Source organism: Aeromicrobium jepli (assembly GCF_047246605.1).
Lineage (GTDB): Bacteria > Actinomycetota > Actinomycetes > Propionibacteriales > Nocardioidaceae > Aeromicrobium.
This window is the reverse complement of the sequence record NZ_JBFOKO010000001.1, coordinates 117,803-144,411: the sequence shown is the minus strand read 5'-3', so window position 1 is coordinate 144,411 and position 26,609 is coordinate 117,803. Positions and strand designations below refer to the sequence as shown.

25 protein-coding genes, 1 tRNA gene and 1 riboswitch are annotated in these 26,609 nt (G+C 71.2%); of the genes, 4 read left to right on the top strand and 22 right to left on the bottom strand.

Annotated elements, in window-relative coordinates:
* Window positions 1–35 precede the first annotated feature (35 nt).
* From AB3M81_RS00660 to AB3M81_RS00585, 16 genes are all read right to left on the bottom strand, one after another.
* Window positions 36–539, bottom strand: coding sequence for a hypothetical protein (locus AB3M81_RS00660; RefSeq protein ID WP_412901977.1), 504 nt, complete (start codon window positions 537–539; stop codon window positions 36–38).
* Window positions 539–1,054, bottom strand: a complete 516-nt coding sequence (locus AB3M81_RS00655; RefSeq protein WP_412901976.1) for a hypothetical protein — start codon at window positions 1,052–1,054, stop codon at window positions 539–541. Before AB3M81_RS00655 ends, AB3M81_RS00660 begins: the two co-directional genes overlap by 1 nt.
* Window positions 1,051–2,322, bottom strand: coding sequence for an MCE family protein (locus AB3M81_RS00650; protein WP_412901975.1), 1,272 nt, complete (start codon window positions 2,320–2,322; stop codon window positions 1,051–1,053). Before AB3M81_RS00650 ends, AB3M81_RS00655 begins: the two co-directional genes overlap by 4 nt.
* Window positions 2,319–3,419, bottom strand: a complete 1,101-nt coding sequence (locus tag AB3M81_RS00645; RefSeq protein ID WP_412901974.1) for an MCE family protein — start codon at window positions 3,417–3,419, stop codon at window positions 2,319–2,321. The genes AB3M81_RS00650 and AB3M81_RS00645 overlap by 4 nt, the downstream gene beginning before the upstream one ends.
* A complete protein-coding gene (locus AB3M81_RS00640) occupies window positions 3,419–4,606 on the bottom strand; it encodes an MCE family protein (protein ID WP_412901973.1) in 1,188 nt (395 codons plus the stop codon). Before AB3M81_RS00640 ends, AB3M81_RS00645 begins: the two co-directional genes overlap by 1 nt.
* Window positions 4,603–5,592: an MCE family protein gene (locus AB3M81_RS00635; RefSeq protein WP_412901972.1), complete on the bottom strand. Its 990-nt coding sequence runs from the start codon at window positions 5,590–5,592 to the stop codon at window positions 4,603–4,605. The genes AB3M81_RS00640 and AB3M81_RS00635 overlap by 4 nt, the downstream gene beginning before the upstream one ends.
* The gene (locus tag AB3M81_RS00630; protein WP_412901971.1) at window positions 5,583–6,665 is read right to left on the bottom strand and encodes an MCE family protein; all 1,083 of its coding nucleotides are present in this window, start codon (window positions 6,663–6,665) and stop codon (window positions 5,583–5,585) included. Before AB3M81_RS00630 ends, AB3M81_RS00635 begins: the two co-directional genes overlap by 10 nt.
* On the bottom strand, window positions 6,662–7,978 hold the full coding sequence (locus AB3M81_RS00625) for an MCE family protein (RefSeq protein ID WP_412901970.1): 1,317 nt from the start codon (window positions 7,976–7,978) through the stop codon (window positions 6,662–6,664). The genes AB3M81_RS00630 and AB3M81_RS00625 overlap by 4 nt, the downstream gene beginning before the upstream one ends.
* Window positions 7,978–8,796 carry an MlaE family ABC transporter permease gene (locus tag AB3M81_RS00620; RefSeq protein ID WP_412901969.1) on the bottom strand — a complete coding sequence of 273 codons (819 nt, stop codon included), beginning with the start codon at window positions 8,794–8,796 and terminating at the stop codon, window positions 7,978–7,980. The genes AB3M81_RS00625 and AB3M81_RS00620 overlap by 1 nt, the downstream gene beginning before the upstream one ends.
* Window positions 8,797–8,809: 13 nt before the next feature.
* Complete coding sequence (locus AB3M81_RS00615; RefSeq protein WP_412901968.1) at window positions 8,810–9,580, bottom strand: MlaE family ABC transporter permease; 771 nt, start codon at window positions 9,578–9,580, stop codon at window positions 8,810–8,812.
* Window positions 9,581–9,585: 5 nt separating this feature from the next.
* Window positions 9,586–10,566, bottom strand: a complete 981-nt coding sequence (locus tag AB3M81_RS00610; protein ID WP_412901967.1) for an ABC transporter ATP-binding protein — start codon at window positions 10,564–10,566, stop codon at window positions 9,586–9,588.
* Between the two features lie 59 nt (window positions 10,567–10,625).
* Entirely contained in the window at window positions 10,626–11,675 is a 1,050-nt protein-coding gene (locus AB3M81_RS00605; protein ID WP_412901966.1) for a DUF6801 domain-containing protein, read from the bottom strand.
* A gap of 125 nt (window positions 11,676–11,800) precedes the next feature.
* Complete coding sequence (locus tag AB3M81_RS00600; protein WP_412901965.1) at window positions 11,801–12,469, bottom strand: energy-coupling factor transporter transmembrane component T family protein; 669 nt, start codon at window positions 12,467–12,469, stop codon at window positions 11,801–11,803.
* Window positions 12,466–13,815 carry an ABC transporter ATP-binding protein gene (locus AB3M81_RS00595; protein WP_412901964.1) on the bottom strand — a complete coding sequence of 450 codons (1,350 nt, stop codon included), beginning with the start codon at window positions 13,813–13,815 and terminating at the stop codon, window positions 12,466–12,468. Before AB3M81_RS00595 ends, AB3M81_RS00600 begins: the two co-directional genes overlap by 4 nt.
* A gap of 4 nt (window positions 13,816–13,819) precedes the next feature.
* Window positions 13,820–14,410, bottom strand: a complete 591-nt coding sequence (locus tag AB3M81_RS00590) for an ECF transporter S component (protein ID WP_412901963.1) — start codon at window positions 14,408–14,410, stop codon at window positions 13,820–13,822.
* Window positions 14,400–14,509, bottom strand: a riboswitch (TPP riboswitch). Its footprint overlaps the gene before it by 11 nt.
* A 79-nt stretch (window positions 14,510–14,588) precedes the next feature.
* Window positions 14,589–16,523: a DUF6801 domain-containing protein gene (locus tag AB3M81_RS00585; RefSeq protein ID WP_412901962.1), complete on the bottom strand. Its 1,935-nt coding sequence runs from the start codon at window positions 16,521–16,523 to the stop codon at window positions 14,589–14,591.
* A 154-nt stretch (window positions 16,524–16,677) separates the two neighbouring features.
* Here AB3M81_RS00585 and AB3M81_RS00580 point away from each other — a divergent pair, with 154 nt between their 5' ends.
* The 3 genes from AB3M81_RS00580 (at window position 16,678) to AB3M81_RS00570 (ending at window position 21,648) form a co-directional block, all read left to right on the top strand.
* A complete protein-coding gene (locus AB3M81_RS00580; protein WP_412901961.1) occupies window positions 16,678–17,220 on the top strand; it encodes a DUF4916 domain-containing protein in 543 nt (180 codons plus the stop codon).
* A 19-nt stretch (window positions 17,221–17,239) separates the two neighbouring features.
* On the top strand, window positions 17,240–18,406 hold the full coding sequence (locus tag AB3M81_RS00575) for an MFS transporter (protein WP_412901960.1): 1,167 nt from the start codon (window positions 17,240–17,242) through the stop codon (window positions 18,404–18,406).
* Window positions 18,407–18,501: 95 nt separating this feature from the next.
* Window positions 18,502–21,648: a heterodisulfide reductase-related iron-sulfur binding cluster gene (locus tag AB3M81_RS00570; protein WP_412901959.1), complete on the top strand. Its 3,147-nt coding sequence runs from the start codon at window positions 18,502–18,504 to the stop codon at window positions 21,646–21,648.
* Between the two features lie 142 nt (window positions 21,649–21,790).
* Here the strand turns inward: AB3M81_RS00570 and AB3M81_RS00565 are convergent, their stop codons facing one another.
* Genes AB3M81_RS00565 through dcd form a run of 4 tightly spaced genes read right to left on the bottom strand, consistent with a single transcriptional unit; the run spans window position 21,791 to window position 24,983 of the window.
* Window positions 21,791–22,660, bottom strand: a complete 870-nt coding sequence (locus AB3M81_RS00565) for a carbohydrate kinase family protein (RefSeq protein WP_412901958.1) — start codon at window positions 22,658–22,660, stop codon at window positions 21,791–21,793.
* The gene (locus AB3M81_RS00560; RefSeq protein ID WP_412901957.1) at window positions 22,657–23,562 is read right to left on the bottom strand and encodes a pseudouridine-5'-phosphate glycosidase; all 906 of its coding nucleotides are present in this window, start codon (window positions 23,560–23,562) and stop codon (window positions 22,657–22,659) included. The genes AB3M81_RS00565 and AB3M81_RS00560 overlap by 4 nt, the downstream gene beginning before the upstream one ends.
* A 28-nt stretch (window positions 23,563–23,590) precedes the next feature.
* Window positions 23,591–24,400, bottom strand: a complete 810-nt coding sequence (locus AB3M81_RS00555; protein ID WP_412901956.1) for an HAD family hydrolase — start codon at window positions 24,398–24,400, stop codon at window positions 23,591–23,593.
* 4 nt (window positions 24,401–24,404) lie between these two features.
* A complete protein-coding gene (dcd, locus tag AB3M81_RS00550; RefSeq protein ID WP_412901955.1) occupies window positions 24,405–24,983 on the bottom strand; it encodes a dCTP deaminase in 579 nt (192 codons plus the stop codon).
* A gap of 118 nt (window positions 24,984–25,101) precedes the next feature.
* Between dcd and AB3M81_RS00545 the strand changes: the two genes are divergently transcribed.
* Complete coding sequence (locus AB3M81_RS00545) at window positions 25,102–25,521, top strand: universal stress protein (RefSeq protein ID WP_412901954.1); 420 nt, start codon at window positions 25,102–25,104, stop codon at window positions 25,519–25,521.
* Window positions 25,522–25,545: 24 nt separating this feature from the next.
* Here the strand turns inward: AB3M81_RS00545 and AB3M81_RS00540 are convergent.
* Window positions 25,546–25,619: transfer RNA gene (locus AB3M81_RS00540), tRNA-Gly, on the bottom strand.
* 78 nt (window positions 25,620–25,697) lie between these two features.
* Complete coding sequence (locus tag AB3M81_RS00535) at window positions 25,698–26,591, bottom strand: alpha/beta fold hydrolase (protein ID WP_412901953.1); 894 nt, start codon at window positions 26,589–26,591, stop codon at window positions 25,698–25,700.
* Between the last annotated feature and the right edge of the window lie 18 nt (window positions 26,592–26,609).

Here is a 26,609-nt window from a genome sequence, read left to right as displayed (position 1 = left end):
CGCCGGAGGCACCGCCACCCGACGGGTGCGACGCCTCAGCTCGTGGTGAGGTCGTCGATCAGCCAGTCGCCGTCGACCTTCTTCATCTCCACCACGATCGAGAGCGCGGCCGGCGAGGCCGGCTTGCCGTCGATCGTGCGGGTCTGGTCGACGAAGGCCAGGAGCCGGACGTCCGTGGTGGAGCACTCCTGGCCGCACTCGAGCGCGGCGATCGTCCGCACGGTCGCCGTGACGTCGATCTTGCGCTGCTCGGCCGTGGTGGTCAGCTGCGGCGCCAGCTCGGTGTACTTCTTCGCGAACTCCTCGGTCATGACCTCGGTGGCCTCGTCCAGGTCCTTCGCGATGGTCTCGTGCCCGTACCCGAGCATCCGCGGCAGCGCGTCGGACGCAGCGGCGGTCGCCGCGTCCTGGGCGTCGAACCGCTCGACCGCCGAGGACTCCTCTCCCCGGACGATCGTCACGACCACCAGGGCGAAGACCACGGACGCGAGCGCCAGCGCGAGCAGGGCCGTGCGACGAGCCGGGCGGCGAAGGCGCATCACTGGCCCTCCTCCGTCGGCGCGGACTCCACCGTGACGTCGGCGAAGTTGTCGACGAGCCACTTCTCGCCCTCGCGGACGAGGGAGACGCGCCATCGCAGACGCGGCTGGCCGTAGCCGACGTTCTCCGGCGTCGTCGCGACCGAGACCGCGGCGAAGGCCTCGGCACTGTCGCCGTCGATGCTGTCGATCGCCACCTCGTCCGCCGTGCCCTTCGTGACGATCTTGGCGGCGGCGAAGCGCGCCAGCAGGTCCTGCGTCGACACCTCGAACTGCTCGGCCAGGTCGTCGGTCATGAGCGGCGTCATCCGCTCCACGTACGGATCGAGGTCGGTGACGTCGTAGGTGTTCATCCCGGCGGCGAACCGCTCGACCGTGGAGCGCACCTCCTGCCGGTCCGAGGTCTGCGCGTACGCCGGGACCTGCGGACCTCGCACGAGGACCACCAGGCCGATCGCCAGGGCGACCAGCGCGACGACGGCCAACCCGGCGTCGATGAGACGGGAACGCGTCACTGCGCCACCGCGGGCCCGAGCATCATCCACTTCCAGGACTCCTCGCCGAGATCGAGTGCGTGAGGGATCGTCGACGTCTCGTCGCTGACCGCAAACCGTTCCGTCGCCACATCGTACGTGCCCAGGACCTTGGTCCGGCCGCCGTTCAGGTCGGCCGACGCGCCCGAGACGCTCGCACCCGCCTTCGAGCCGCGCGGCGTGGCCTGCTTGCACGTCAGCTTGCGGTTCCACTTCTCCACCGTGCGGTCGAACGGGGTCCGCTGCTTCGACGACGGGACGTAGCCGCTCGTGCAGGGCGCGTTCTCCGGTTCGAGCGAGAGGCTCAGGCGCGCGGCGTACTGCCCGGTCCGCGAGTCCTTCGCGATGATCGAGTAGGCGCTCTCGACGCCGTACGGTGCGATCACGAGGACGCCGCGGATGCCACCGAGGTTCGCGCGCACGACGGTGTTGAGCCTGATCGCGTCGGAGACGAGCTGGGAGATGTCGTCGGCGTTCTCCTCGACGACCGCGCGCAGGGTCGTGGCCGTCGGGGCGCCCGCGTCGATCACGGTGCGCAGGTCCTGGTCGGACGTGCGCACGGCCGTCGACAGGCTGCGCAGGTTCGTGGCGAAGTCGCGGATGTGGTCGCGACTGTCGACCTGGGTCTGCAGGACGGTCGCCGAGCTGCGGATCAGCGCCGCCGTGACCTCGTACTTCTGGTCCGCCTCGGTGATGAACGAGTTCCCGCTGTCGATGATGGTGCGCAGGTCGTCGCCCGAGCCCTCGAAGGCGTCCCCCAGCTCGGCGATGACCGTGCTGAGGTCGTCCGGATCGACCGACGACAGCAGCGAGCTGACGTTGGTCAGCAGCGTGCGGGTGTCGATCGGGACCTCGGTGTTCTCGCGCGCGACGACGGCGTCGTCGTCGAGGAACGGCCCCTGGTCCGAGCGCGGCTGGAAGTCCAGGAACTGCTCGCCGACGGCCGAGCGGTTGGCGATGACGACCTTCGTGTCCGCCGGGATCCTCGTGTCCTTGGAGTCCACGTGGACCTCGACCTTCACGCCGTCCCCGTCGAGCCACATGTCGGTCACCCGCCCGACGCTCACCCCGCGGTACGTGACGTCGGCCGTCGTGAAGATGCCGCCGGACTCGGCCATCTCCACCGTGACGGTGTAGCCGCTGCCGAACAGGCGGTCCACCCGCGCGTAGTTCGCGCCGATGAACGTCATCGCGACGAGGGTCCCGACCAGGAAGATGACCAGCTGGACGCGGACGCGCTGCGTGATCACGGCGCCACCACCGTTCGTGCCAGGACCCCGGACACGTCCTCCTCGCGCAGGCTCTCCTTCAGCGCGGCGCGCTCGCGCTCGGTCATGAGGCCGATGGTCGTCGAGAAGTCCGTCTCGAAGTCGATCGAGACGTTCAGGAAGTTGCCCATCTGGTACCGCTTCGCCTCCTCGGGCGTCGACCCGAGCAGGGAGTCCGGGAACGGGAAGGTCGGCAGCACCTCGAGCGAGGAGACGAGTGCGTCCCCGGCGGAGCCGAGGTTGTCCAGCACCGGCGCGAGCGCCTGCAGGTCCGCGGTGATCGCCTCCTTGCTCTGCGAGATCACCCGGGTGCCGACATCGCCCAGCTCGGACAGCGCCGCGAGCATCCTCACGAGGTTGGCGCGCTGCTCGTTGACCGTCCGCAGGGCGGCCGGCAGGTCGTCCAGCGCGGCGTCGATCGCCTGCTTCTGCTCGTTGGTGGCCCGGGCGAGCCGGTCGATCTGCTCGATGGCCTCGACGATGTCGTCCTTGCTGTCGTCGGCGACCTCGACGAACTCGTCGAGCCTGCGCACGAGCGTGCGCATGTCCGACTCGCGGCCCGACAGCGCGGTGTTGAGCTCTCGGCTGATGATCTGCGCCTTGCCGAGGGCGCCGCCGTTGAGGACGAGCGACAGCGAGGCCAGCACGGGCTCGATCTCGGGAGACTGGCCCGTGCGCTCGATCGGGATCACGTCGCCGTCGCCGAGTCGCCCTCCGCCACCCTCGAGCGGCGCCGCGAGGGACACGAACTTCTCACCCAGGATCGACGTCTGCCGGATCGACGCCGTCGCCTGGTCGGGCAGGTCGACGTCGCGATTGAGCTTGACCTCGACCTCGGCGCGCCAGCCCTTGAGTCGCACCCGCGTCACGCGACCGACGGAGACGTCATTGACCTTGACCGCGCTCTGCGGCACGAGGTCCAGCACGTCGGCGAACTCGATCACGACGGTGTACGGATCGTCACCGAGGTCCGCGCCGCCGGGCAGCGGGACGTCGCCGACGCTGGAGACGCAGCCCGAGACCAGCCCGAGCGTGGCCAGCACGCCGATCAGTCCGTGGCGCAGTCGCAGTCCGGGCATCACGCCACCCCCATGATGTCGGCGAGGGTCCTCGGGTCCGCCGAGGCGCCGGTGGCGCCCTGCGCCGACGACGGGTCCGCCTGCTGGCCGAGCCAGACCAGCACCTTGCCCATGGCCAGGCACGCGGGCCGGTAGTCGGGGTTCTGCTGGTTCACCGGGCCGCAGAAGCCCTGGACCTGCTCGGGCGTCGTCATCACGGTGAACTCGCCGGTCTCGCTGCCGCGCAGCGAGGTGCGCGCGTCGATCGTGCCGTTCGTCGGGTTGTAGGCCGTGGCGAGGTTCGACAGCGCCCGGGGTCCGGACTCGAGGATCTGGGCCAGCTCCTTGCGCTGCTTGCTGAGCGACTTGGTCACGCTCGTGAGGCCCCGGACGTTCTTGCGCAGGGCCGTGCGGTTCTCGGCCACGTAGCCCTGCACCTGCTGCAGGGCGGCGGCGAGCTCGCGCACGGCGAGCTGGAGGTCGTCGCCCTCGTCCGCCAGGACGTCCGAGACGCCCGCCAGGCTGGCGTTGAAGCGACGCACGCTGGCGTCGTTGGCCTCGAGGGCCGAGACGAACCGCTCGATCTGCTCCACCGAGGCGAACAGCTCGTCCTTCGAGCCGTCGGCCGTCCGGGTCAGCTTCGACAGTGCCTCGATGCTCTCGCGCAGCTCCGCGCCCTTGCCGTCGAGGTTCTCGGCGGAGCTGCTGAGCAGGTCGCTCACGGCGCCGTCCTCGTTCAGGCCGTCCGGACCGAGCGTGGTCGCGACGCGATCGAGGGCGGCGAACGTCTCGTCGAGCTCGGTCGGCGTCCCCGTCCGCGACTGGTCCAGGTGCGCGCCGTCCTGCAGCTTCGCGCCCCCCGTGTAGGCGGGGACCAGCTGGACGAACCGGTCGCCGACCACCGACGGCGACACGATCACCGCCTTGGCGTCGGCCGGGACGTCGTGGTCGCCGTCCCAGGAGATGACGGCCCGGACGTTCTGGCCTCGCGGCGTCAGCTTCTCGACGGTGCCGACGTCGACGCCCAGGATCCGCACCTTGGATCCCTCGTACAGCGAGACGGACCGCTCGAAGTCGACGGTGATCGTGGTGCGGTCGCCCCGGGCGACGATCGCCACGGAGGCGGCCGCGGCGAGCGCCAGCACGACGGCGGCGACGAGGACGGTGAGGACGGCACGCGATGCGCGGCTCTGGAGGAAGGGGCTCATGGCGTGTTGGGGATGCCGAAGATGCTCAGCAGGTTGTAGACGTATGCGTCGAGCCACGGCCCGTTGGAGCTGTTGTTCGCCACCATCGCGTAGTACGCGGGCAGCTGCTCGATCGCCTGGTTGATGTTGGCCTCGTTCTTGCGCAGGACCGCGACGACGCCGGCGAGGCGGTCGAGCGCGGGCTTGAGGTCGGCTCGCGTGCTCGTCACGAGCGTGTCGATCTCCTGGGACATCTCGGTGACGCCCACGAGGACCGCGTGGATCGCGTCGCGACGCTCGGTCAGCGCGTCGAACAGCACCGCGCCGTCCTCGAAGAGGCGGGCGAACTCGGTGTTGCGGTCGGCCAGGACCGTCGAGATGCCGTCGATGTTCTCCAGCAGCGTCTTGATCTCGGCATCGCGCGACGCGAGGCTGTTCGACAGCGCCGTCACGCTGGTCACGGCCTCGCGGAACTCCTCGGGCGTCTTCGTCGCGACGTCGTCGATCGTGCGCAGCGCCTGCGCGAGCTGGTCGTTGTCGATCTTCTGGGTGGTCTCGGTCAGGCCGGAGAAGGCCTGGACGATGTCGTACGGCGCCCGCGTGCGGGACACGGGGATGACGGCGCCCTTCTCCAGCGTGCCCGGCCCGTCGGGCTCGAGCCGGACGTACATCCGCCCCAGCAGCGACTTGATGCGCACCGACGCGCCGGTCTGGGTCCCGAGCCGGTCCCGGTCCTTCTTGACCCGGAAGACGACGCGCACCTTGTCCCCCCGCAGCTGCAGGTCCGACACCTCGCCGATCTTCACGCCGGCCAGACGCACGTCGTCGCCCTTCTTGAGGCCGCCGACCTCGGTGAACTCGGCGGCGTACGTGGGACCGCCGCCGATCAGCGGGAGGCGGGTGACCTGGCTGGCCGCGACGAGGATCGCCGCGATGACGGCGAGCGACACCGCACCGACGATCACGGGGTTGCGCTCGCGGAACGGCTTCAGGGTGCTCAGCGGCATCGACTCACCCCCGCTCCGGTCACCTTCACGCGCTGCATCGTCTTGAACGGGCGCGTCCTCTCCCAGCCGGGCACGCCGCTGAGGGACGGCACCTTGCCGTTCACGCCGAGCTCGCACACGTAGAAGTTGAAGAACGCCCCGTACTGTCCGGCGCGGCCGATCCGGTCGATCTTGATGGGCAGGATCGCCAGCGTCCGGTCGAGGTCGGCGCGGGCCTTCTTCGTGCCGATCTGCGAGGTCAGCCGGCGCAGCTGCTTGATGTCGGCCGTGATGGCGGGGCTCGAGTCCTGGAGCAGGTCCGAGGTCTCGCCCGTCAGCAGGGCGATGTCGTCGAGGGAGTCGGTCAGCACGCCGCGGTCGTCCTTCAGTCCGGTGATGAGCTGCTGCAGGGTCGTGATCGCCGACGAGAGCTGGTCGTCGCGCTCGTTGAACGAGGTCAGCACGACGGTGAGGTTGTCGATGACCGACCCGATGAGCTCGTCGCGCTGGGCGAGGGTGCTGGTGAGCGACGCCGTGTGCGCCAGGAGCGACTCGACGGTCCCGCTCTCGCCCTGGAACACCTGGATCAGCTCGTAGGCCAGCTGGTTCGTGTCCTCGGGCGACAGCGCCTCGAACAGCGGCTGGAACCCGCCGAACAGGTCCGTGAGGTCGAGCGCCGGCGCGGTGCGGTCGAGGTCGATCGTCTCGCCCTCCTCCAGTCGCTGCGGCGAGCCCTCGCCCTCGCTGAGCGAGATGTAGCGCTGGCCGATCATGTTCCGGTACCGGAGCGCGGCCTGCGTGCCCTGGGTCAACGGGATGTCGGAGTTGACCTCGAACGTCACCACCGCCGAGTTCGCCGAGTGCACCTCGACGTCGGACACGCTGCCGACGCGCACGCCGGCGATCCTGACGTCGTCGCCCACGACGAGGCTCGTGACGTCGCTGAACACGGCGCGGTACGACGTGGTGCGATCGAAGGACCGGTTCCCGATGACGGCCGCGAGCAGGGCCGTCATCAGTCCGGTGATGACGAGGAACGCCAGTAGCTTCACGAGGGACTGCGCGGTCTGCCGGTCGAGTCCGGTGCGGCTCATCCGAGGCTCACCTCCGCTCCACGCAGGACAGGACCGTAGAGCGCGTGGGCGACGTCGGGCACGTCCTCGGGGTCGATCCCGAGCGATGCCGCCACGATCGCGTCGATCTGCGCCGCCTCGGCCGCGCTGCCCGCCGGACGGACGACCGTCGGCGCCGAGAGGGGCGCCCGCTTGCCCAGGTCGCCACCCACGCCGAACTGCTCGAGCATCGAGTCGCTCATCCCGGGCGAGGGCCGCTTCTTCGTGTACTTCGTCCCCGGCAGCGTGGCGCAGCTCGGCGCGAGCGCGTCGGACCCGCCGGTCGCGCCGGGCAGGCGCGGGGTGTCGCCGCCGTCGTACGCGCGCGGCGAGCGCGGCGCGAACTCGATGGAGACGTGCGCGCGGTGGTTGCGGAAGGCACTGTCGATCGCGGGCTTGAGCCGGTCGATGCCTTTGAGCACGCACTGCAGCGTGGGCGAGTACTCCGCCAGCAGGTCGAGCGTCGGCCGGGAGTCCCGCGAGAGCGTGATGAAGTCCTGTCCCGACCGGTCGAACAGGCTCTCGGCCGAGGTCGCGAACGCAGCCGTCTGGACGAACAGCGACTGCAGCTGCGCCCGGCGGGCCGTCAGCGTGTTGCCCGTGACGACGGCGTTGCGCAGCGTGGTGCCGATGGCGGGCATCGCGTCCGCGTACGTGCTGGCGGTGTCCCCGAGCTTGGTGATGTCGTCCACCAGCTCGGGGGCGAGCGGGGTGATCTTCTGCAGGTAGGCCGACAGCGTCTCCAGGCCCCGGCCCAGCGTCTCGCCCTGGCCGCTCAGGGCGTCGGAGAGCGCCGTGAGCACGTACGAGAGGTCCTCGGGGTTGAGGGCCGTCAGCAGCGGGTCGAGGTCGATCAGCAGGTTCTCCACGTCGGACGGCAGTGCCGCCTGCTCGATCTCGTCCCCGGCCTGGATCGTGCGGCCGGACGACTGCGCCACCGGCTGCAGCTCGACGTACTTCTCGCCGAAGAGCGTCTTGGGCACGATGAACGCCTGCACGTCGGCCGCGATGACGGACTGCTGGTCGGGATCGAGTGCCAGGTGGATCACGGCCTGTCCGCGCTCGGACGTGATCTCGTCCACGCGCCCGACGATCACCCCGCGCAGCTTGACGTCGGCGTTCTTGTTGAGCTGCAGGCCCGCGCTGCTGCTGCGGATCGAGACCGGCACGTCGTCCGCGAACAGCTTCGTGAACGCCGCGTACGTGATGAACACGGCGCTGGCGATCAGCAGGACCATGACGACTCCGAGGCCGCGGACCACCGCGGGGCGGTCCAAGGTGGCGATGCGCGCCATCAGCCCGCCAGCCTGACGGTCGTGGTGGTGCCCCAGATCGCCATCGACAGGAGCAGGTCGGCGACGTTGATGACGACGATCGAGGTGCGGACGGCGCGTCCGACGGCGATGCCGACGCCGACGGGTCCGCCGCTGGCGTAGTAGCCGTAGTAGCAGTGGATGAGGATCACGAGTGCCGCGAAGACCAGCACCTTGAAGAACGACCAGAGGACGTCCTCCGGCGGGAGGAACAGGTCGAAGTAGTGGTCGTACGTGCCCTCGCTCTGCCCGTAGATCGCCGTGACCGTGAGCTTCGTGGCGAAGTACGACGAGATCAGCCCGAGCATGTACAGCGGGATGATGGCGATGAGGCCGGCGATGACGCGGGTCGTGACCAGGTACGGCAGCGACGGGATCGCCATGACCTCGAGCGCGTCGACCTCCTCGGAGATCCGCATGGCGCCCAGCTGCGCGGTGAAGCCGCAGCCGACCGTCGCCGCGAGCGCGATCCCCGCGACGAGCGGGGCGATCTCGCGGGTGTTGAAGTAGGCCGAGAAGAAGCCGGCGAACGCGCTGGTGCCGAGCTGCTCGAGGGCACTGTTGCCCTGCATGCCGACCTCGATGCCGGTGAAGAACGACATCGCCGTGATGACGCCGACCGTGCCGCCGATGACGGCGAGCGAGCCGCGACCGAACGTGACCTCCGACAGCAGGCGCAGGATCTCGCGCGGGTAGCTGACGACCACGCGCGGGATCCACGCGATGGTGCGCAGGAAGAACGCCAGCTGCAGCCCGAGCTCGTCCAGGACGGAGAGCGGGCGCTGGTACGCGTTCCTCACGGCGGCCGGCACGTCAGATCGCCTTCGGCTCGACGAGCTGGAAGTACAGCGCGCTCATGACGAAGTTGGCTAGGAACAGCAGCAGGAACGTGATGACGACGGACTCCATGACGGCCTGTCCGACGCCCTGCGGGCCGCCGTCGGCGTGCATGCCCATGTAGGTCGACACGAGGGCGGCGATGAGGCCGAACACGAGGGCCTTGGCCATGCCCTGGTAGAGGTCGGGCGTCTGCGCGAGGGCGGTGAACGACGCGAGGTAGGCGCCGGGCGTGCCGCCCTGCAGCACGACGTTGAAGATGTAGCCGCCGAGCACGCCGACGACGCTGACCAGCCCGTTGAGGAACACCGCGACGAGCATGCACGCCAGCACGCGGGGCACGACGAGTCGCTGGATCGGGTCGATGCCCAGCACCATCATGGCGTCGAGCTCCTCGCGGATCTTGCGCGCGCCGAGGTCCGCCGCGATCGCCGAGCCGCCCGCACCCGCGACGAGAAGCGCGGTGGCGATCGGCGCGGCCTCGCGCAGGACCGCCAGCACGGCGGCCGACCCGACGAACGACTGCGCGCCGAACTGCTGCACGAGGCTGCCCGTCTGCAGGGCCACGACGGCGCCGAACGGGATGGCGACCAGCGCGATCGGGATGATCGTGATCGACGCGATGAACCAGGCCTGCTGGACGAACTCGCGGAACTGGAACGGCCGGCGGAACACGGCCAGCAGGACGTCCGTGCCGAAGGCGAAGAGCCGGCCGACCGTCGCCAGGGGCGCGGTCACCGTGGTCATCACGCTCATCGCGGACCGCCGATGGCCTGCGGCGAGGGCGCCATGAAGCCGGAGCCGTCGTTCTCGAACGAGCCCGGCGGCGGGACGACGCCGTTCGCCGCGCACCACGCGCCCGGCTCGGCCTGCGTGGCCCGCGGGCGGCCGTCCGACGGGAACAGCTGCAGCGGGATCGGCGGCAGCGGCGGCAGGGTGCTGTGGTCCTCGTTGGCCAGCTCGTCGGCGTCCTTCTCCTCGCTCATGCCGATCGGGCCGACCGTCTGGGCGTTGAGGAACTGGCGCACGGCGGGCTCCTCGCTGGAGAGCAGCATCTCGCGCGGGCCGAACATCGACAGGTGCCGGTGGTAGAGCAGGCCGATGTTGTCCGGCACGGTGCGCGCCGTGTTGATGTCGTGCGTGACGATGAGGAACGTGGCCTCGGTCTGGGCGTTGAGGTCGACCATGAGCTGGTTGATGAAGGCCGTGCGCACCGGGTCCAGGCCCGAGTCCGGCTCGTCGAACAGGATGATCTCGGGCTCGAGGACGAGCGCGCGGGCGAGGCCGGCACGCTTGCGCATGCCGCCGGAGATCTCGCCGGGCAGCTTGTTCTCGGCGCCGACGAGGCCGACCATCGACATCTTCTCCATGACGATGTCGCGGATCTCGGTCTCGTTCTTGCGCGTGTGCTCGCGCAGCGGGAAGGCGACGTTGTCGAACAGCGTCATCGAGCCGAACATGGCGCCGTCCTGGAACAGCACGCCGAACAGCTTGCGGATCTCGTAGAGGTCGCGCTCGCTGCACGTCGCGATGTCGGTGCCCTCGATGAAGATGTGTCCCTCGTCGGGCTTGATCAGTCCGATCAGCGCCTTGAGGAACACGGACTTGCCGGTGCCGGACGGGCCCAGCATGACGCTGATCTGCCCGGCGGGCAGCGTCAGCGTGACGTCACGCCAGATCGTCTGCCTGCCGAAGGCCTTGGTCAGGCCCTCGACGCGTACTTCGACACCCATGGGGCTCCTTCTCAGGGGGACGGTGACCGCCGCCGGTCACCTCGAGGAACTCGTCCGGATCAGGCTCCGGTGCGCCGGGCGCGGGCCCCGAGGGCGAGTCTGGCCGCGAGGAGGATCCCGAACAGTCCGGCGAAGCCCGCGGCGACCGGCGACCCCGTGGCGGGCAGCGACGTCGTCTCGGCCGACGTGCTCGTGGGGACCTGCGTGTCGGCCACGCCGTCGCCGTCGGTGTCCTCCCACGTGTAGCCGCTGTCGCTGATGACGGTCTCGTCGTCCGGCACGACCGGGTCGATCACCTCGGGGTCGGTGCCCGATCCGTCACCGGATCCGGGGTCCGTCGGGCCGGGTCCGCCGGTGCCGCTGTCCGCGGGGAGCGGGCAGTCCGTCTCGGAGCAGCCCGCGCCGAGCGCGATCGTGCCGATCACGCGCTCGGCCGGATCGCCCTCCTTGACCGTGTTGCCCGCCTGGACCGTGCCGTGGACGCACTCCAGGTCGGCCTCGCCGATGCTGCCGACAACCTTGGGCGTCATCTCCGAGTGCAGCACGAACGACTGGGGGGTCTGGACGTAGATGAGGCCGTTGCCGTCCGGCACCTCGGGCACCGGGACGGCGTCGACCTTGCCCTTCGCGACCATCGAGACCTCCTGGTCCTTGACGAGCTTGACCCAGTCCTTGACCAGCGGGCCGGGCTCGCCGTTGGGGCCCTTCACCTGCTGGTTGATCGTCTTGACCTCGCCGCCCGGCGCGACACCCTTGAGGTCGACGTTGGTGGTCGAGGAGCCCTTGACGTCGGTCACCTTCATCGGACCCATGAGGCGGTTGACGAGTTTCACCGAGAGGTCGAGCGTGAGCGTCGTGTCCGTCGCCGGCACGGTGTCACCGGGCTGCACGCGGTCGGGCAGGTTCGTCTCGGCCGTGACGTAGAACTGCTGCGTGCCGTCGAGCGACAGGTCGATCGTCGTGTTGGTCGCGGTGCACGCGTAGGGGACGCGCTCGACCTTCGCCGGGGCCGCGCTCGCGGCCGCGGGGAGGGAGACGATGCCGGCCGCCACGACGGTGCCGGCGGCCAGGCCGCGCAGGCCTCGACGAACAGGAGCGCTCAGGCGCATGGTTCCCTCACTTCACGACTGGTGACACCTCGGGTCCGCGCCTCCGGGAAGGCGTGGGCCAGATGACTGTAACCAGAAGTTGCAATGTGACGCAAGCCACGCAGACGGGCTTTGATACTCGTGAGTCACATGAGCGCGAGGAGAGCCGGGAGCGCGCCCAGCGCGACGGCACCGAGGACGGCGCCTCGGTCCACGGTCGTCCATGTCGCGGGCTCGGCCCACGTCCGCCGGTGCGCCGTGGCGAACCCCCGCGCGTCCATGGCGATCGAGGTGCGGGTCGCGTCGCGCATCGTGTGCACCAGGAGCGTGAAGGCCATGGCGAACGGCCGGCGGGGCAGGCCGCGCGCACGCCGCGCGCGGTCGACGTCGTGCCATGCCTGCCACGCGCCACCCACCCGCTGCAGGGCGGCGGACAGCGCCGCCGCGAAGCGGCCCGGGACCCGCAGGCTCTGCGCGAGGTAGTCCCCCAGCCGGGCGACGTCGAGGTATCCGACCGCGACGGCGCCGGGCCACGCCATGACGAACGTCCGCATCCCGGCCACCGTCGCGACCTCGAGGTCGCGACCGCCCAGCCACCACGTGGACCACATGATGCTGGCCACGGGCAGCGCGACGAGCGCGAGGCACAGCGCCGGGTACCGCCACGACGGGACCAGAAGGGCCATGACCACGAGGTGCAGGACGACGCACGTCACGGCGACCGGCATCGTGCGGATGGCCGGCGAGCCCAGCGCGGGGGCGAGCGCCATCGCGATCAGCACGAGCGGGTTGAACCGCGTGATGACACCGGTCATGCGATCACCGCTCCGGCCTTCATGACCACGTCGCGATCGCGGGGCAGGTCGGCGTCGTGCGTGGACACGGCGACCGTCGCACCGCAGCTGGCAGCCGTCGCGAGCCAGCCGGCGACGAGCGCCCACGTGCCCCGGTCCTGGCCGACCGTGGGCTCGTCGGCCAGGACGAGCCCGGGGCGGTGGGCCGTCGCCGCGGCCAGGGCGAGGCGGCGCTGCTCGCCGCCGGAGAGCCGGTACGGGTGGTCGTCGCCGCGACCGGCCAGCCCGATGACCTCGAGCAGGGCGTCCACGTCGACACCGCGGCCGAGCGCGTGAGGCGTGGCCTCGAGCTCGAGGCGCACCGTGCGGGCGACGAAGCCGAGCTCGGGATCCTGCGGGCACCAGCCGACCTCGTCCGGCGCGACGACGCGGCCCGCCGTGGGCGGCAGCAGGCCGCCGAGCGCGAGGAGCGCCGACGACTTCCCGGCACCGCTGGATCCCACGAGCGCGGTCGTCGTGCCCGCCGCCAGGGACAGGCTGAGCCCGTCGACCGCGCGCGTGCGCTCGGTCCCGCGCAGGGTGCGCGTGACCCGGTCAACGACGAGGTCGTGCGCCTCCACCACCACCGGGCCGGCGGGTCGCACGAGGTCCTCGGGCACCGCGGCGGGGACCGGCGCGGGCCGGCCCGGCATCCACAGCTCGTCGGGGACGCCCGCCGTCAGGAAGTCTGCGACCGTCCCGTCGAAGACGATCCGGCCCCGGTCGAGCACGATGACGCGGTCGACGTGCTCGAGCCACGGCTCGAAGCGGTGCTCGACGACGACGAGGGACCGCTCCCCCACGACGCGCAGCACCGCGTCCCGGACCTCGACCGCGAGGTCCGGGTCGAGCATCGACGTGGGCTCGTCGAGCAGGAGCACGTCCGGTCGCGTGGCCAGCGCTCCCGCGAGAGCGAGGCGGTGCCGCTCCCCTCCGGACAGCGCACTGGTGAACCGGTCGAGGCCGTAGCGCAGGTCGACCGCCTCGAGCGACTCCTCGACCCGGTGCCAGATCTCGTCGCGGGACAGCCCGAGGTTCTCGGGACCGAAGGCGACGTCACGCCCGATGCGGTCCGCCACGATCGACGAGGACGGGTTCTGGGTGACCATGCCGATGCGGCCGGTCACCTCGACCTCGCCGCGCGACTCGCCCACGAGCGTCGTCCCCAGCGCGCCCGCGACCGCGTGCAGCGCCGTCGACTTGCCACTGCCGCTGGGGCCGACGAGCAGCACCCGCTCCCCGGGCCCGACCGCCAGGTCGAGGCGGTCGAGCACGGGACGAGAGGCGTGCAGCGGCGTCCAGGAGTAGTCGCGGAACGCGATCGTCACGGCGTCACGGCCGGCCGGCGGGGAAGGAGTCCAGCGCTCCCGCCCGCGCCAGGGAGCGCACCAGCAGCCAGCCGCCGAGGCCGGCGATGACGACGCCCGAGGTGACGAAGAAGCCCAGGTAGGCCAGGCGCCACGGCAGGTCCCAGTCGACCCAGTAGTACTTCCACTCGTAGAACGTCGCGAACGCCGCCGACAGGGCGCCGGCGAGCATGGCGGTGAGGACGTCGAACCGGCGATAGAGGAACACCGCGAAGACCAGCTCCGCGCCGAGGCCCTGGACGATGCCGGAGAGCAGCACCGTGCCACCCCAGGCCGTCCCGCCCAGGACGAACATCGACACCATCGCGGCGACGAGCTCGGTCGCGAACGCGGCGCCGGGCCGGCGGACGATCAGGCCGCCGACGACGCCGGCGATGAGCCAGGTGCCGGCCAGGAGGCCGGCGGCGGGCTTGAACCCGACCGCCGCGCCCAGGTCGATCAGGTCGTACAGCTTCCCCCATCCCCAGAAGACGACGCCGAACGCGACGCCCAACAGGGCGATCGTGACGAGGTCCAGTGTGCGGTAGCGGGTGGTGGAACGGACAGCAGATGTCATCGTGACTCCCTTCGCCGGTGCTAACCGGAGCAGGTTCAAGGGTCTGCGGCGGATCCGCACTCTCAGCGCCCTCTGCATGGCGCTCCCCTGTCGTGTGCCTCCAGCCTAGCCCGGCGGGGACGCGGAAGGGGAGCGGGAGCGAGTCGTGAGACCCGCTCCCGCTCCCCTGCCGTCCGCGTCAGCCGCGGCTGGTGCGCCGGCGCAGGGCGATCGCGCCCGCGCCCCCGAGCAGCAGCGCGCCGCCCAGCACCGCGATGCCGACTCCCGGACCACCGGCGGACGCGAGGACGTCGTTGGTCCAGTAGTCGTCGTCGCCGTCGGTCGTGGCGGCGTCATCGGCGGCGGCCTCGATCTCGATCGGGACCGCGGCGATCAGGGCACCGGAGCTGCTGTACACCCGCACGGTGTGCGAGCCGGCCGGCGCCGTGGTCGGGATCCGCACCGAGGCCTGACCCGACACGTCCACGACCCGGGTGCCCAGGTTGATGGGCTCGGAGCGCAGCTCGAACCGGACCGTCTTGCCGATCCACTCGTCCGTGAACGAGAAGGTGATCGCGTCGCCGGGAGCCACCACGTCGGGACCGACCAGCTCGACCGGCACGTCGCCCGCGTCGTCGGTGGGCTCGGTGGTGGGCTCGTCCGTCGGGGCCGGCGTGGTCGGGCCGGTGGTCGGCTCGGTGGTCGGCTCGGTCGGGGCCGGCGTGGTCGGGCCGGTGGTGGGCTGCGTCGTGGGCTCGTCCGTCGGGTCCGTGACCGGCTCGCCCGACACGGTGATGTCGCCCAGGCCCAGGTCCTCCGGGCCGTTGCAGGCCAGGCTCGCGTCCAGCGTCCTCGAGCTGGTGTAGATCTTCGCGGCGACGCTGAACGTGCCGGGCATGCCGAGCGCGACCGAGTCGGCGGCGTACGCCGGGACCCGGATGGCCGGGACGGTGCCCTTCGCCGGGATCAGCCACGGGGTGTTCGCCTGCTGCGGGATCGGCGTGCGAGCGGCACTGAGACTCGGGATGGCGACCGTCGAGGTCTGGCCCCCCGTCGTCAGGGTGATCGCCGCGTCCGTCGAGGCGCCGTCCGCCGCCTCGCCCTTGAGGAGCGTCACCGTCGACTCCCGCAGCAGCTCGGGCATCGTCAGGGTGATGTCGACGCCGCGCTCGGCGATGAGCTCGCCGGGTCGCACCGATCCGGGGACCGTCGTCTCCGCGAGCACGCCGATCTCGTGGCGGCCGAGGTCGAGCCCGCCGGCGGTGACGCTGCAGTCGTAGGCGAACTCCTTCGACAGGTCGACGTCCTCCGCCGGCGGCGGATCCGTGGGCGTCGTGGTGGGCTCGGTCGTGGGCTCCGTCGTCGGCTCGGTCGTGGGCTCCGTCGTCGGCTCGGTCGTGGGCTCCGTCGTCGGCTCCGTGGTCGGCTCCGTGGTCGGCTCGGTCGTCGGCTCCGTCGTCGGCTCCGACGTGGGCTCGGTGGTGGGCTCCGTCGTCGGGCCCGACACGGCGATCGAGCCGAGCGCGAGGTCGCCGGGACCCTTGCACGACAGCGTCGACGGGATCGTGGAGTTGTCCGCCTTGTAGATCGTGGCGGCGATGTTGAACGTCGCGGGCATGCCGACCACGACCGTGTCCACGGCGTAGTCCGGCGTCGTGATCGACGGGACGGTGCCGGCGGCGGGGATCAGCCAGTCCGCGCCCGACTGCTGCGGGATCGGCGTGCGCCCGGCGGCCAGGTTGGGGATCGGGATCGTCGTGGTCTGGCCGCCCGTGGTGAGGGTGACGGACGAGTCGGTCGACGCACCGTCGGCCTCGCGGCCGCCGAGCAGCATCGTCGTGGATGAGCGCAGCAGCTCGGGCATCTTGAGCGTGATGTTGACCGGGGTCGGCGGGATGACGTCGCCCGGGGCGACGCTGTCCGGGACGGTCGTGGAGGCCGTCACGCCGATCGCCTGCTCACCCAGGTCCAGACCGCCGGCGACCACCTGGCACTTGTAGTCGAAGCTCTTCTCGAGCTTCTGGTCGGCAGCCGCCGGGCTGAAGATCCCGGCACCGACGGCGCCGCCGGCCGCGACCATCATCGCGGCCGCCGCCGCGGTCACGCGGCGGGACGGAAGGAAGGACAAGCTCACGGTGATTCCCCTCAGAACGTGATGCGCGCACGCCCGAGACCGGCCGCGCGACGTCGTGTGATCCACCTCACCATAGGACGTGTAACTGACAGTGACAACCCCAGTGTCACGTTCACTTCCGGGCACCGTCGGCGCGATCGACCACAATGGGCCCATGCCCTCCGTGCGCACCCCCGACCCGAATCCCGGCTGGCTCTCGGAGTTCCAGCTGGAGGAGACCCGTTCCCGCGTCCCGATCCTCTACGTGGAGGCCGTGCCCGTCCGCCTCGACAGCCTCGGCCAGGTCGAGCAGGTCGGCCTGCTGCTGCGCGGGTCCACCACCGGAGCGCTCGCCCGCTCGTTCGTCTCGGGACGCGTGCTCCACGGCGAGCCCATCCGCACGGCGCTCATGCGCAACCTCGAGAAGGACCTCGGCCCCACCGCCTTCCCGCAGCTGCCGGCCGACATCGTGCCGTTCACCGTCGCGGAGTACTTCCCGCTGCCGGGCGTCACGCCGATGTACGACACGCGCCAGCACGCGGTCGCGCTGGCGTACGTCGTCGCCGTGACCGGCGAGTGCGACCCGCGTCAGGACGCGCTGGAGCTGTCGTGGCTCACGCCGGAGGAGGCGCTCAGCCCCGCGATCCTCGAGGAGCTCGAGGGCGGTCGTGGCGTGCTGCTCAAGCAGGCGCTGGCGCACCTCGGCGCACTGGGATGAGCCGCCCAGCCGGGCGTCGATGAGGGGCCGCCCGAGCCCGTGGCTGATGCTCGCCGCCGCGATGGCCGCCCAGGTCACCGCGACGGCGGTCGTCAGCACGCCGCTGCTGCTCATCGCCCACCTGCACCTCGAGGAGGGCCTGTCCCTCGTGGCCAGCGGCGCGCTGGCGGCCGCTCCGACGGTCGGGACGCTGCTGACGCTCGTCGCGTGGGGCGCGATCGTCGACCGCGTCGGCGAGCGAGTCTCGCTGACCTCGGGACTGCTCGTGCTCGTCGCCGGCAGCGCCGTCGCCCTGGTCGGCGCACAGCGCGACAGCGTCCTCGTCCTGGCGGCCGGCTTCGTGCTGTGCGGCGTCGCGGCCGCGAGCTCGAACTCGGCCAGCGGCCGCCTCGTCGTCGGCTGGTTCCCGGCACACCGTCGCGGCCTGGCCATGGGCATCCGCCAGACGGGCCTGCCGCTCGGCGTCGGTCTCGCGGCCCTGGTCGTGCCCGCCTGGGCCGAGTCGCGCGGCATCGTCGGCACGCTCGTGCTGTGCCTGGCGACGTCGGTCGTGGCGACCGCGTTCGTCGGCCTCAGCGTGGTCGACCCGCCCCGCCCCGAGCACGTCGGCAGCGACGCGGCCGCCAACCCGTACCGCGGCGACCGGCGACTCGTGCGCATCCACGGCGCGTCCGCGCTGCTCGTCATCCCGCAATACGTCGTGTGGTCCTTCATGCTGCTGTGGCTCATCGAGCGCCACGACTGGAGCGCGTCGGCCGCCGGCCTGCTCTACGCGTCCTCCCAGGTGCTCGGCGCCGCGGGCCGCATCGCGATCGGCTGGTGGTCGGACCGGATCGGCGACCGCCTCGGGCCGATGCGGCAGGTCGCGGCCGTCGTCACCGTGACGATGGTGGCGCTCGCGGTCCTGGGCGAGTCGCCGGTCGCGATCGCCTTCATGGTGCTCGCCGCGGTCGTCACGGTCGCGCCGAACGGGCTGGCGTTCACGTCCGTCGCCGAGATCGCCGGGCCCCGCTGGTCGGGACGCGCCTTCGGCTTCCAGAACACGGGCCAGTACCTGACGTCGGCCGCCGTCCCGCCGCTCATGGGCGCCGTCGTCCAGCACGCGGGGTACGGCTGGGCCTTCGGCGTGGCCGCGATCTTCCCGCTCGCGGCCGTGGCGTTCGTGCCCGTTGCTACTGACAGGTAACATCAGACTCGGCTTTGGCTTGCCTTAGTGCGCCGAGTTCTGCGCAGCGCATTAGGGTCATCAACAAACTGCTCGACCCCCCGAGAGGAATCGGCATGGACCCGATCAACATCATCGCCGGAGTGCTGACGCTTCTCGCGACGGCCGCGGCGGTGTACTTCCTCGCGCCCGGCATCAAGCGCATGCTGGGCGTCATCCGCACCGGCGGTCCCGCGTACGGGCGCACCGACGACCCGGCGCGCCGCACGAAGAACATGCTCGTCGAGGTCCTCGGCCACACGCGCATGCTCCAGTGGACGTGGGTCGGCATCCTGCACTGGGCCGTCTTCTTCAGCTTCATGATCCTCAGCACGGCCGTCGCCACGGCCTACCTGCAGGTCTGGAACCCGCACCTCGTGCTGCCGCTGATCGGCCACTTCTTCCTCTTCGAGTGGGTCAGCGAGGCCATCGCCTGGCTCGGCCTGATCGGCATCATCGCGCTCATCGTCATCCGCCAGCGCAACCACCCGCGCGCGCAGGGCCGCAAGAGCCGCTTCTTCGGCTCGCGCTTCGGCCAGGCCTACTTCGTCGAGGCCATGGTGCTGCTCGAGTGCGGTGCCGGCATCCTCATCCGCGGCGCCGAGTACCAGCTGATGAAGATCGAGGGCGACGACCACGCCTCGTACTTCCACTTCCCGCTGACCGGCTGGATCGGCGACACCCTCTGGTCGGGCATGTCCGTCACCGGCCTCGAGGCCGCCATCTCGCTCATCGCCCTCGTCAAGGTCCTCTCCGCCACCGTCTGGCTGATGGTCATCGGCAAGAACCTGACGATGGGCGTGGCCTGGCACCGCTTCCTGGCCTGGTTCAACATCTACTTCAAGCGCGAGGCCGACGGCGGCACCGCGCTCGGCGCCCTGGTGCCGCTGTACGTGGGCGGCGAGCCCCTCGACCTCGAGAAGATGGAGGACCTCGAGGAGGAGGAGTTCGAGAAGCTCGGCGTCGGCAAGGTCGAGGACTTCAGCTGGAAGGGCATCCTCGACTTCTCCACCTGCACCGAGTGCGGCCGCTGCCAGTCGCAGTGCCCCGCGTGGAACACCGAGAAGCCGCTGTCGCCCAAGCTGCTCATGATGGGCCTGCGCGAGCACGCCTACGCCAAGATCCCGCTCCTGGGCGAGGACCCGGAGTCGCTCAGCGAGGAGCAGCAGCGCGAGCTGGAGCGCCCGCTCATCGGCACCGAGGACCTGTTCGGCGTCATCGACCCCGACGTCCTGTGGTCCTGCACCAACTGCGGCGCGTGCGTCCAGCAGTGCCCCGTCGACATCGAGCACGTCGACCACATCGACAACATGCGCCGCTACCAGGTGCTCGTCGAGTCCAACTTCCCGGCCGAGCTGAACAACATCTTCAAGGGCCTGGAGCGCAAGGGGAACCCGTGGGGCATGAACCCGCGCGACCGCATGAAGTGGGCCGAGGACCTCGACTTCGAGGTCAAGCAGGTCGGCGTCGACGTCGAGTCCCTCGACGAGGTCGAGTGGCTGTTCTGGGTCGGCTGCGCCGGCGCCTTCGAGGACCGCGCCAAGAAGACCACGCAGGCCGTCGCCGAGCTGCTCAACATCGCGGGCGTCTCGTTCGCGGTGCTGGGTGACGGCGAGACCTGCTCGGGCGACTCGGCTCGCCGCGCGGGCAACGAGATCGTCTTCAAGCAGCTCGCGATGGAGAACGTCGCGGTCTTCGAGGAGACCAAGGTCAAGAAGGTCGTCTCGACCTGCGCCCACTGCTTCAACACGCTCAAGAACGAGTACAAGGAGCTCGGCGTCGAGCTCGAGGTCGTGCACCACACGCAGCTGCTCAACCGCCTCGTGCGCGAGAAGAAGCTCAAGCCGGTCGCGTCCGCCGCTCCCCAGGCCAAGGTCACGTACCACGACCCGTGCTTCCTGGGCCGCCACAACCAGGTCTACTCGCCCCCGCGCGAGCTGATCGGCGCCACGGGCGCGAACTACGTCGAGATGGACCGCAGCAAGGAGCGCTCCTTCTGCTGCGGCGCCGGCGGCGCGCGCATGTGGATGGAGGAGAAGATCGGCTCGCGGATCAACATCAACCGCACCGAGGAGGCCATCGGCACCGGTGCGGAGCAGATCGCCGTGGGCTGCCCCTTCTGCCGCGTCATGCTGGCCGACGGCCTGACGGCCAAGCAGGCCGAGGACGAGTCGCTCGTCAACGTCGAGGTGCTGGACGTCGCGCAGCTGCTGCTGCAGGCCGTCAAGCGCTCCGAGGAGGACGTCGTCGCCGAGGCCGAGGCCGTGACGGCCGCCGCCGCGACGGCCGAGGGCGACGAGCCCACGGACGCCGAGCCCGGCCCCGAGGCGAAGGCCGACCCCGGCACGATCACCGACACGGCCGAGGTCGGCCCGTCGGCGGACGCGCACGAGTCGGCCGACGCGCCGACCGACGCCGGTGACGACCTCGACAACCCCGAGGGCGACAGCCGCGCCGAGGACGCCGAGATGGCGGCCAAGCACAACATCGCGGTCGACGACGAGGGCACGGCGGGCGGCATCTTCGAGAAGGGCGACGCCACGCCCGAGGGCGCGGCCGACCACGAGGGCACCAAGCCCGTCGCGGTCGCGACCGAGGACGAGTCCGAGCCGGCGCAGACCGACCCCGAGCCGGTCCGCGAGGATCCGACGCCGGCCGAGTCCGACCCGGGCGCGGCCGCCGAGGGCGACGCGAACGTGCCGGACGAGAAGAAGCCGGCGCAGGAGCCGGCCGCGAAGGCCGAGGCGGCCCCGGTTGCCGAGGTCAGCGAGCCCGACGAGCCCGCCGCCGAGGAGGAGACCCCGGCCGCCGAGCCCGAGGTCACCGAGGAGCCGACCCCCGCGTCCTCCGAGGTGAAGGCCGATCACGAGCAGCCTTCGCTGCTCGACGCGATCGAGGAGCACGAGTCCGAGGCGCACCACACGGCCTCGCAGGACGAGCCCCGCCCGGAGCCGCACCCCGAGGTGGGCGACTCGACCAACCCGGACGCCGAGGCCGTCGTGTACGACGACTCGCGTCCGGAGCTGCCGGCCGAGAAGCACGCCGAGCCGACGTCCGAGCAGGAGGAGCTGGCCTCGATCACCCCGGTCGAGGACGCGCCCGTGGCGGACCCGGTCTCGGAGGACACGGCGCCGCTGTCGGACGCCAATCCCTCCGGTGCCGAGCTGAGCGAGTCCGCCACCCAGGCGGCCTCCGAGAAGGACGAGGACGACACGAAGGCCTGAGTGCCGTCACCGACACGGCCCGCTCCACCTCACGGTGGGGCGGGCCGTTCTCATGCGCGACCACGCGCGGGCGCGGATCCTGTGCCACTCAGGCTCAGATATGGGCCCAGGAGGCACAAGATCGGTCCCCGAGACCGTCCGGTCAGGGGCGCGCGCCACGCTGCTGCACGCAGCGGCTGGCGGCGCCGATGCCGCCCTGCAGGGCCGCGCGCGGGTCGCGCTGCTCCACCCACGCGGCGAGGAAGCCCGCGCTGAACGCGTCGCCCGCTCCCGTCGTGTCGATCACCTGGACCCGGGGCGCGGCGACCTGCTCGCGGGTCGGGCCGGCCACGTAGGCGGCGCCCATCGAGCCGAGCGTGACGACGACGTGCGGGTACATGCGCGTCAGCGCGTCGAAGTCGACGAACGGCCCGGTGGCACCGACCAGCAGGCGCGCCTCGTCGAGGTTCGGCAGCAGCAGGTCGGCGCCGCCCGTCCACTCCAGGAAGGCCTCGGGAGTCACCTCGCGCAGGAACGCGGTGGTGCTGGGGTCGACGCTCACGCCCGCGCCGCGGCGCTTGGCCTCGGCGATGAGCTCGATCGCGACGCCACGCGTCTCGGGGTCGAAGAACGTGTATCCGGTCAGGTGCAGCCAGTCGACGTCCGGCCACAGGTCGTCGGTGAGGTCGTCGAGCGTGAGGGTGCCGTTGGCGGCGCGGTCGACGTACATCGTGCGGTCGGCGTCGTCGTCGAGGGTCAGCACGATCGTGGCCGTCGGCAACACCGGATCGGCCACGAGCCGCGGGTCGACCTCGTGGTCGCGCAGGGCCGCACCGTGCCGCTCGACACCGTCGACGCCGACCTTGCCGAAGAAGCGCGCGGGGGCGCCGAGGAAGCCGAGCCAGGCGGCGGTGTTGGCGGCCGAGCCGCCCGGCGTCATGCGGATCTGGGCGCGGGTGTCGCTGCGCGGAGCGACCGGCTCGAGGGGCAGGACGCCGATGTCGTCGACGACGTCCCCGACGACGAGGATCACGGGTACTCCACCGCCGCCTTCGCGATCCGCGCCGCGACCTCGATGTTGTTGCGGGCGATGTCGAGGTTGACCGCCAGGCTGCGGCCGTCGGTCAGCTCCACGATGCGCTTGAGCAGGAAGGGCGTGACCTCCTTGCCCGAGAGCCGCTGCTGGTCCGCCTCCTCCAGCGCCTGCGCGAGCGCCTCGTCGTGGACGCGCGGATCGAGCTGCTTCTCGACGGGGAGGGGGTTCGCCACGACGATGCCCGAGCGCAGGCCCATCGCGTCGCGGCTGTGCATCACGGCGGCGACCGCGAACGCGTCCTCGGCGCGCCAGTCCAACTCGTGGCCCGACGAGGTCAGCCAGAAGCTGGGGAACTCCTTGGTCCGGAAGCCGAGGACGATCACGCCCAGGGTCTCGAGCCGCTCGAGCGTGGCGGGGATGTCGAGGATCGACTTCACCCCGGCCGAGACGACCGTGATCGGGATGTCGGCCAGCACCGTGAGGTCGGCGGACTCGTCGAAGGTCTCGGCGGCACCTCGGTGCACGCCGCCCAGGCCGCCGGTGGCGAACACGCGGATGCCCGCGCGGTCGGCGATCCACGAGGTCGCCGCGACGGTGGTGGCGCCGCTGCCGGCCATCCCCAGCACGACGGGCAGGTCGCGGACGGTCAGCTTGGGGATGTCCTCGTTCGCGATCCGCAGCAGCTCGTCGGCGGTGAGGCCGGCCTTGAGCTCGCCGTCGAGCACCGCGACCGTGGCGGGAGTGACGCCCTGCGACCGCAGGATCTCCTCGAACTCACGCGCCGCGGCGAGGTTGTCCGGGCGCGGCAGCCCGTGGCTGATGATCGTGGACTCGAGGGCGACGACGGGCCGTCCCTCGTTCAGGGCGGCGGCCACTTCGGGAGACGGCTGGACCTTCACGCCCCGACCCTATCCGCGGGCCGGCTCCTCAGAGACCAAGGACCGCGCGGACGGTGCGGATGACGCCGTTCTCCGAGTTCGGTGGCGCGGTGTAGTTGGCCACGTCGAGGATGTCGGGGTGGGCGTTGCTCATCGCGAACGACCAGTCGGCGGCCTGCAGCATCTCGTAGTCGTTGAGGTAGTCGCCGAACACCATCGTCTGCGTCGCGTCGATGCCCATCTCGGCCTGCAGCTCGCGCACCGCGAGGCCCTTGTCGACGCCCTCGGCCATGACGTCGACCCAGTGCGCCCCGGAGACGGCCACGGGGTTCGGCTGGGCGTGCTCGCGCAGGAACGGCGCGGTCACGGCCTCGAGGTCGCCGAAGTCGTGCACGGCGAGCTTGATGACCGTGTCGTCGACGGCCGTGAGGTCGTCGACGATCTCGAGACGGCGGTAGTACGGCTCCACCTGGTCGAGGAACTTGCGGTCGGTGCGGGTGACCCACGCGGACTTCACGCCGCACACGACGATGCCCAGGTCCACGCCTTCGTCGCTGAGCGCCTGGATGCGGCGGACCGTGTCGGTCACCCACGGCCCCTCGAAGGGGTGCACGGCGACCTCGGTCCCGCGGTCGGTCACGTAGGCGCCGTTCTCGGCGATGATCACGAGGTCGTCGGCCACGGGCTCGAACATGGACGCCAGCGTCGCCCACTGCCGCCCGCTGGCCGGGGCGAACGCGATGCCCGCGGCGTTGAGGTCGGCGATGAGCTCGAACGTGCCGGCGGGCATCTGCTTGTGCTCGTCCAGCAGGGTCCCGTCGAGGTCGGCCACGACGAGCTTGATGTCGGGCGCGGTCATGCCCTCAGTCGATCACACTCCGGTGGAAGTTCGTGTGGGACCGCGATGCCGTCGGGCCGCGCTGGCCCTGATAACGGGAGCCGTACTTCTCCGAGCCGTACGGGTTGTCGGCCGGCGACGTGAGGCGGAAGAAGCACAGCTGGCCGATCTTCATCCCCGGGTACAGCTTGATCGGCAGGGTCGCGACGTTGGCCAGCTCGAGCGTGATGTGGCCCTGGAAGCCCGGATCGATGAAGCCCGCCGTGGAGTGCGTCATGAGGCCGAGGCGGCCGAGGGACGACTTGCCCTCGAGCCGCGCGGCGACGTCGTCGGGCAGCGTCACGTACTCGTACGTGGAGCCCAGCACGAACTCGCCTGGGTGCAGGATGAACGCGTCCTCGCCCGTGACCTCGACGGCGCGCGTCAGGTCCGACTGGTCCTGCGACGGGTCGATGTGCGGGTACTTGTGGTTGTCGAAGACGCGGAAGAACTTGTCGAGGCGCACGTCGATGCTCGACGGCTGGATCATCGAGGCGTCGTAGGGGTCCAGCGCGACCCGTCCGGCGTCGATCTCGGCGAGGATGTCGCGGTCCGAAAGCAGCACGAGTAGAACCTAACGCACACGCGCCGTGCGGCCCGGAGCGACAGCGGATTCCGGTCGCCGCGGAGCGGGTGGACCCGTCATGTGCCATGGTGCAGACAACGAGCGTGAGGAGTCAGTCGTGCTGAAGAACATCCTCGTGGGAGTCGACGGGAGCGACAGCGCCCACCGCGCGGCCGAGGTCGCCGCGGGTCTGGCCGCCGCCACCGGCGCCAACCTGCACATCGTGACGGCGGTCGACGAGAAGGCCACCGCCGCGAAGGACCTGCCGCCGGGCATGACCCCGATGAGTCCGGGCGAGCGCGCCGAGGCGATCGCGCGCCAGGTCGCCGAGAGCCTGTCGTTCACCGGCACCGTGCATGCCAGCCCCGAGCCCGGCAAGCCGGCCGACGCCCTGGTGAGCGTCGCCAAGCGCGTCGGCGCCGACCTCATCGTGGTGGGCAACCGGCGCGTGCAGGGACCCGGGCGCCTGCTCGGCAGCGTCGCAGCGGACGTGGCCCACCACGCGCCGTGCGACGTCTACATCGCCAAGACGGTCTGACGATCATCGGGGGGCCGGGCCCCGTGGAGCCGGTGACGGGAATCGAACCCGCGTATCTTGCTTGGGAAGCAAGCGCTCTGCCATTGAGCTACACCGGCGGTGTGCCCCGATCGTAACGACTCGGGCCACGATGATGCATACGGGTACCCCAGCGGGGTCCAATGCATCATCCTGCGTCAGAACCGGCGCAGGAAGTCCCGCACGTGACCGATCACGTCGGCGGGACGCTCCTCGGGGACGAAGTGCCCGGCGCCCTCGATCTCGTGGACCGTCACGTTGTCCGGGCCCTCGACGCGGCGCACGAGGCTCGGCGCGAGCACGAGGTCCTTCTCCCCCGGCAGGAACAGCAGCGGCACGTCGGTGACCCGGCGCGCGTACTGGCCCCGCATGAGCGCGGGCATCTCGCGCAGCATGAACGTGCGGTAGATCGACTCGCCGGCCTTGGCCCGCGCCGGGTCGCGAAACCGCGCGAGGTACTCGGCCCGGTCCGAGCGCTGCCAGTGGAAGCGGGGCGAGACCCCGGCCCGGAAGATCGTCTTGAGCAGCACCTGCCCGGCACGGCGCTGCAGGAACGCACCACCGACGCCGCCCGCGACGGGCTGGTACGCGAAGCGCCACAGGTGCTGCGGCGGGACCCGCTCCCACGGCGCGACGATCGCCACGGCCACGACGCCGCGGGTGGAGCCGGGGTGCCGGCTCGCCACCAGCAGAGAGGTCCACGCGCCCCAGTCGTGCCCCACGAGGACGGGTCGGTCGAGCTCGAGCACCCGGATGGCCGCCGCGATCTCGTCGGCGATGACGCGCTTGTCGTAGGCCTCCGCGCCGGCCGGCACGTCGCTCCAGCCCGACCCGCGCAGGTCGAGGGCGACGACGTGGTGCGTCTCGGCGAGCGCCGGGATGACGTGGCGCCAGCAGAACCAGTGCTGGGGCCAGCCGTGCAGCAGGACCAGCGAGGGCCGCGAGTCCGACCGGTGCGCCACGCCCGCCTCGGCCACGTGGAGGCGGACTCCGTCGACGTCGATCCAGCGGTGCTCGACCCCGGCGACCACCGGCAGGCTCCGTTCGGTCATGAGCCGATCGTAGGGTGA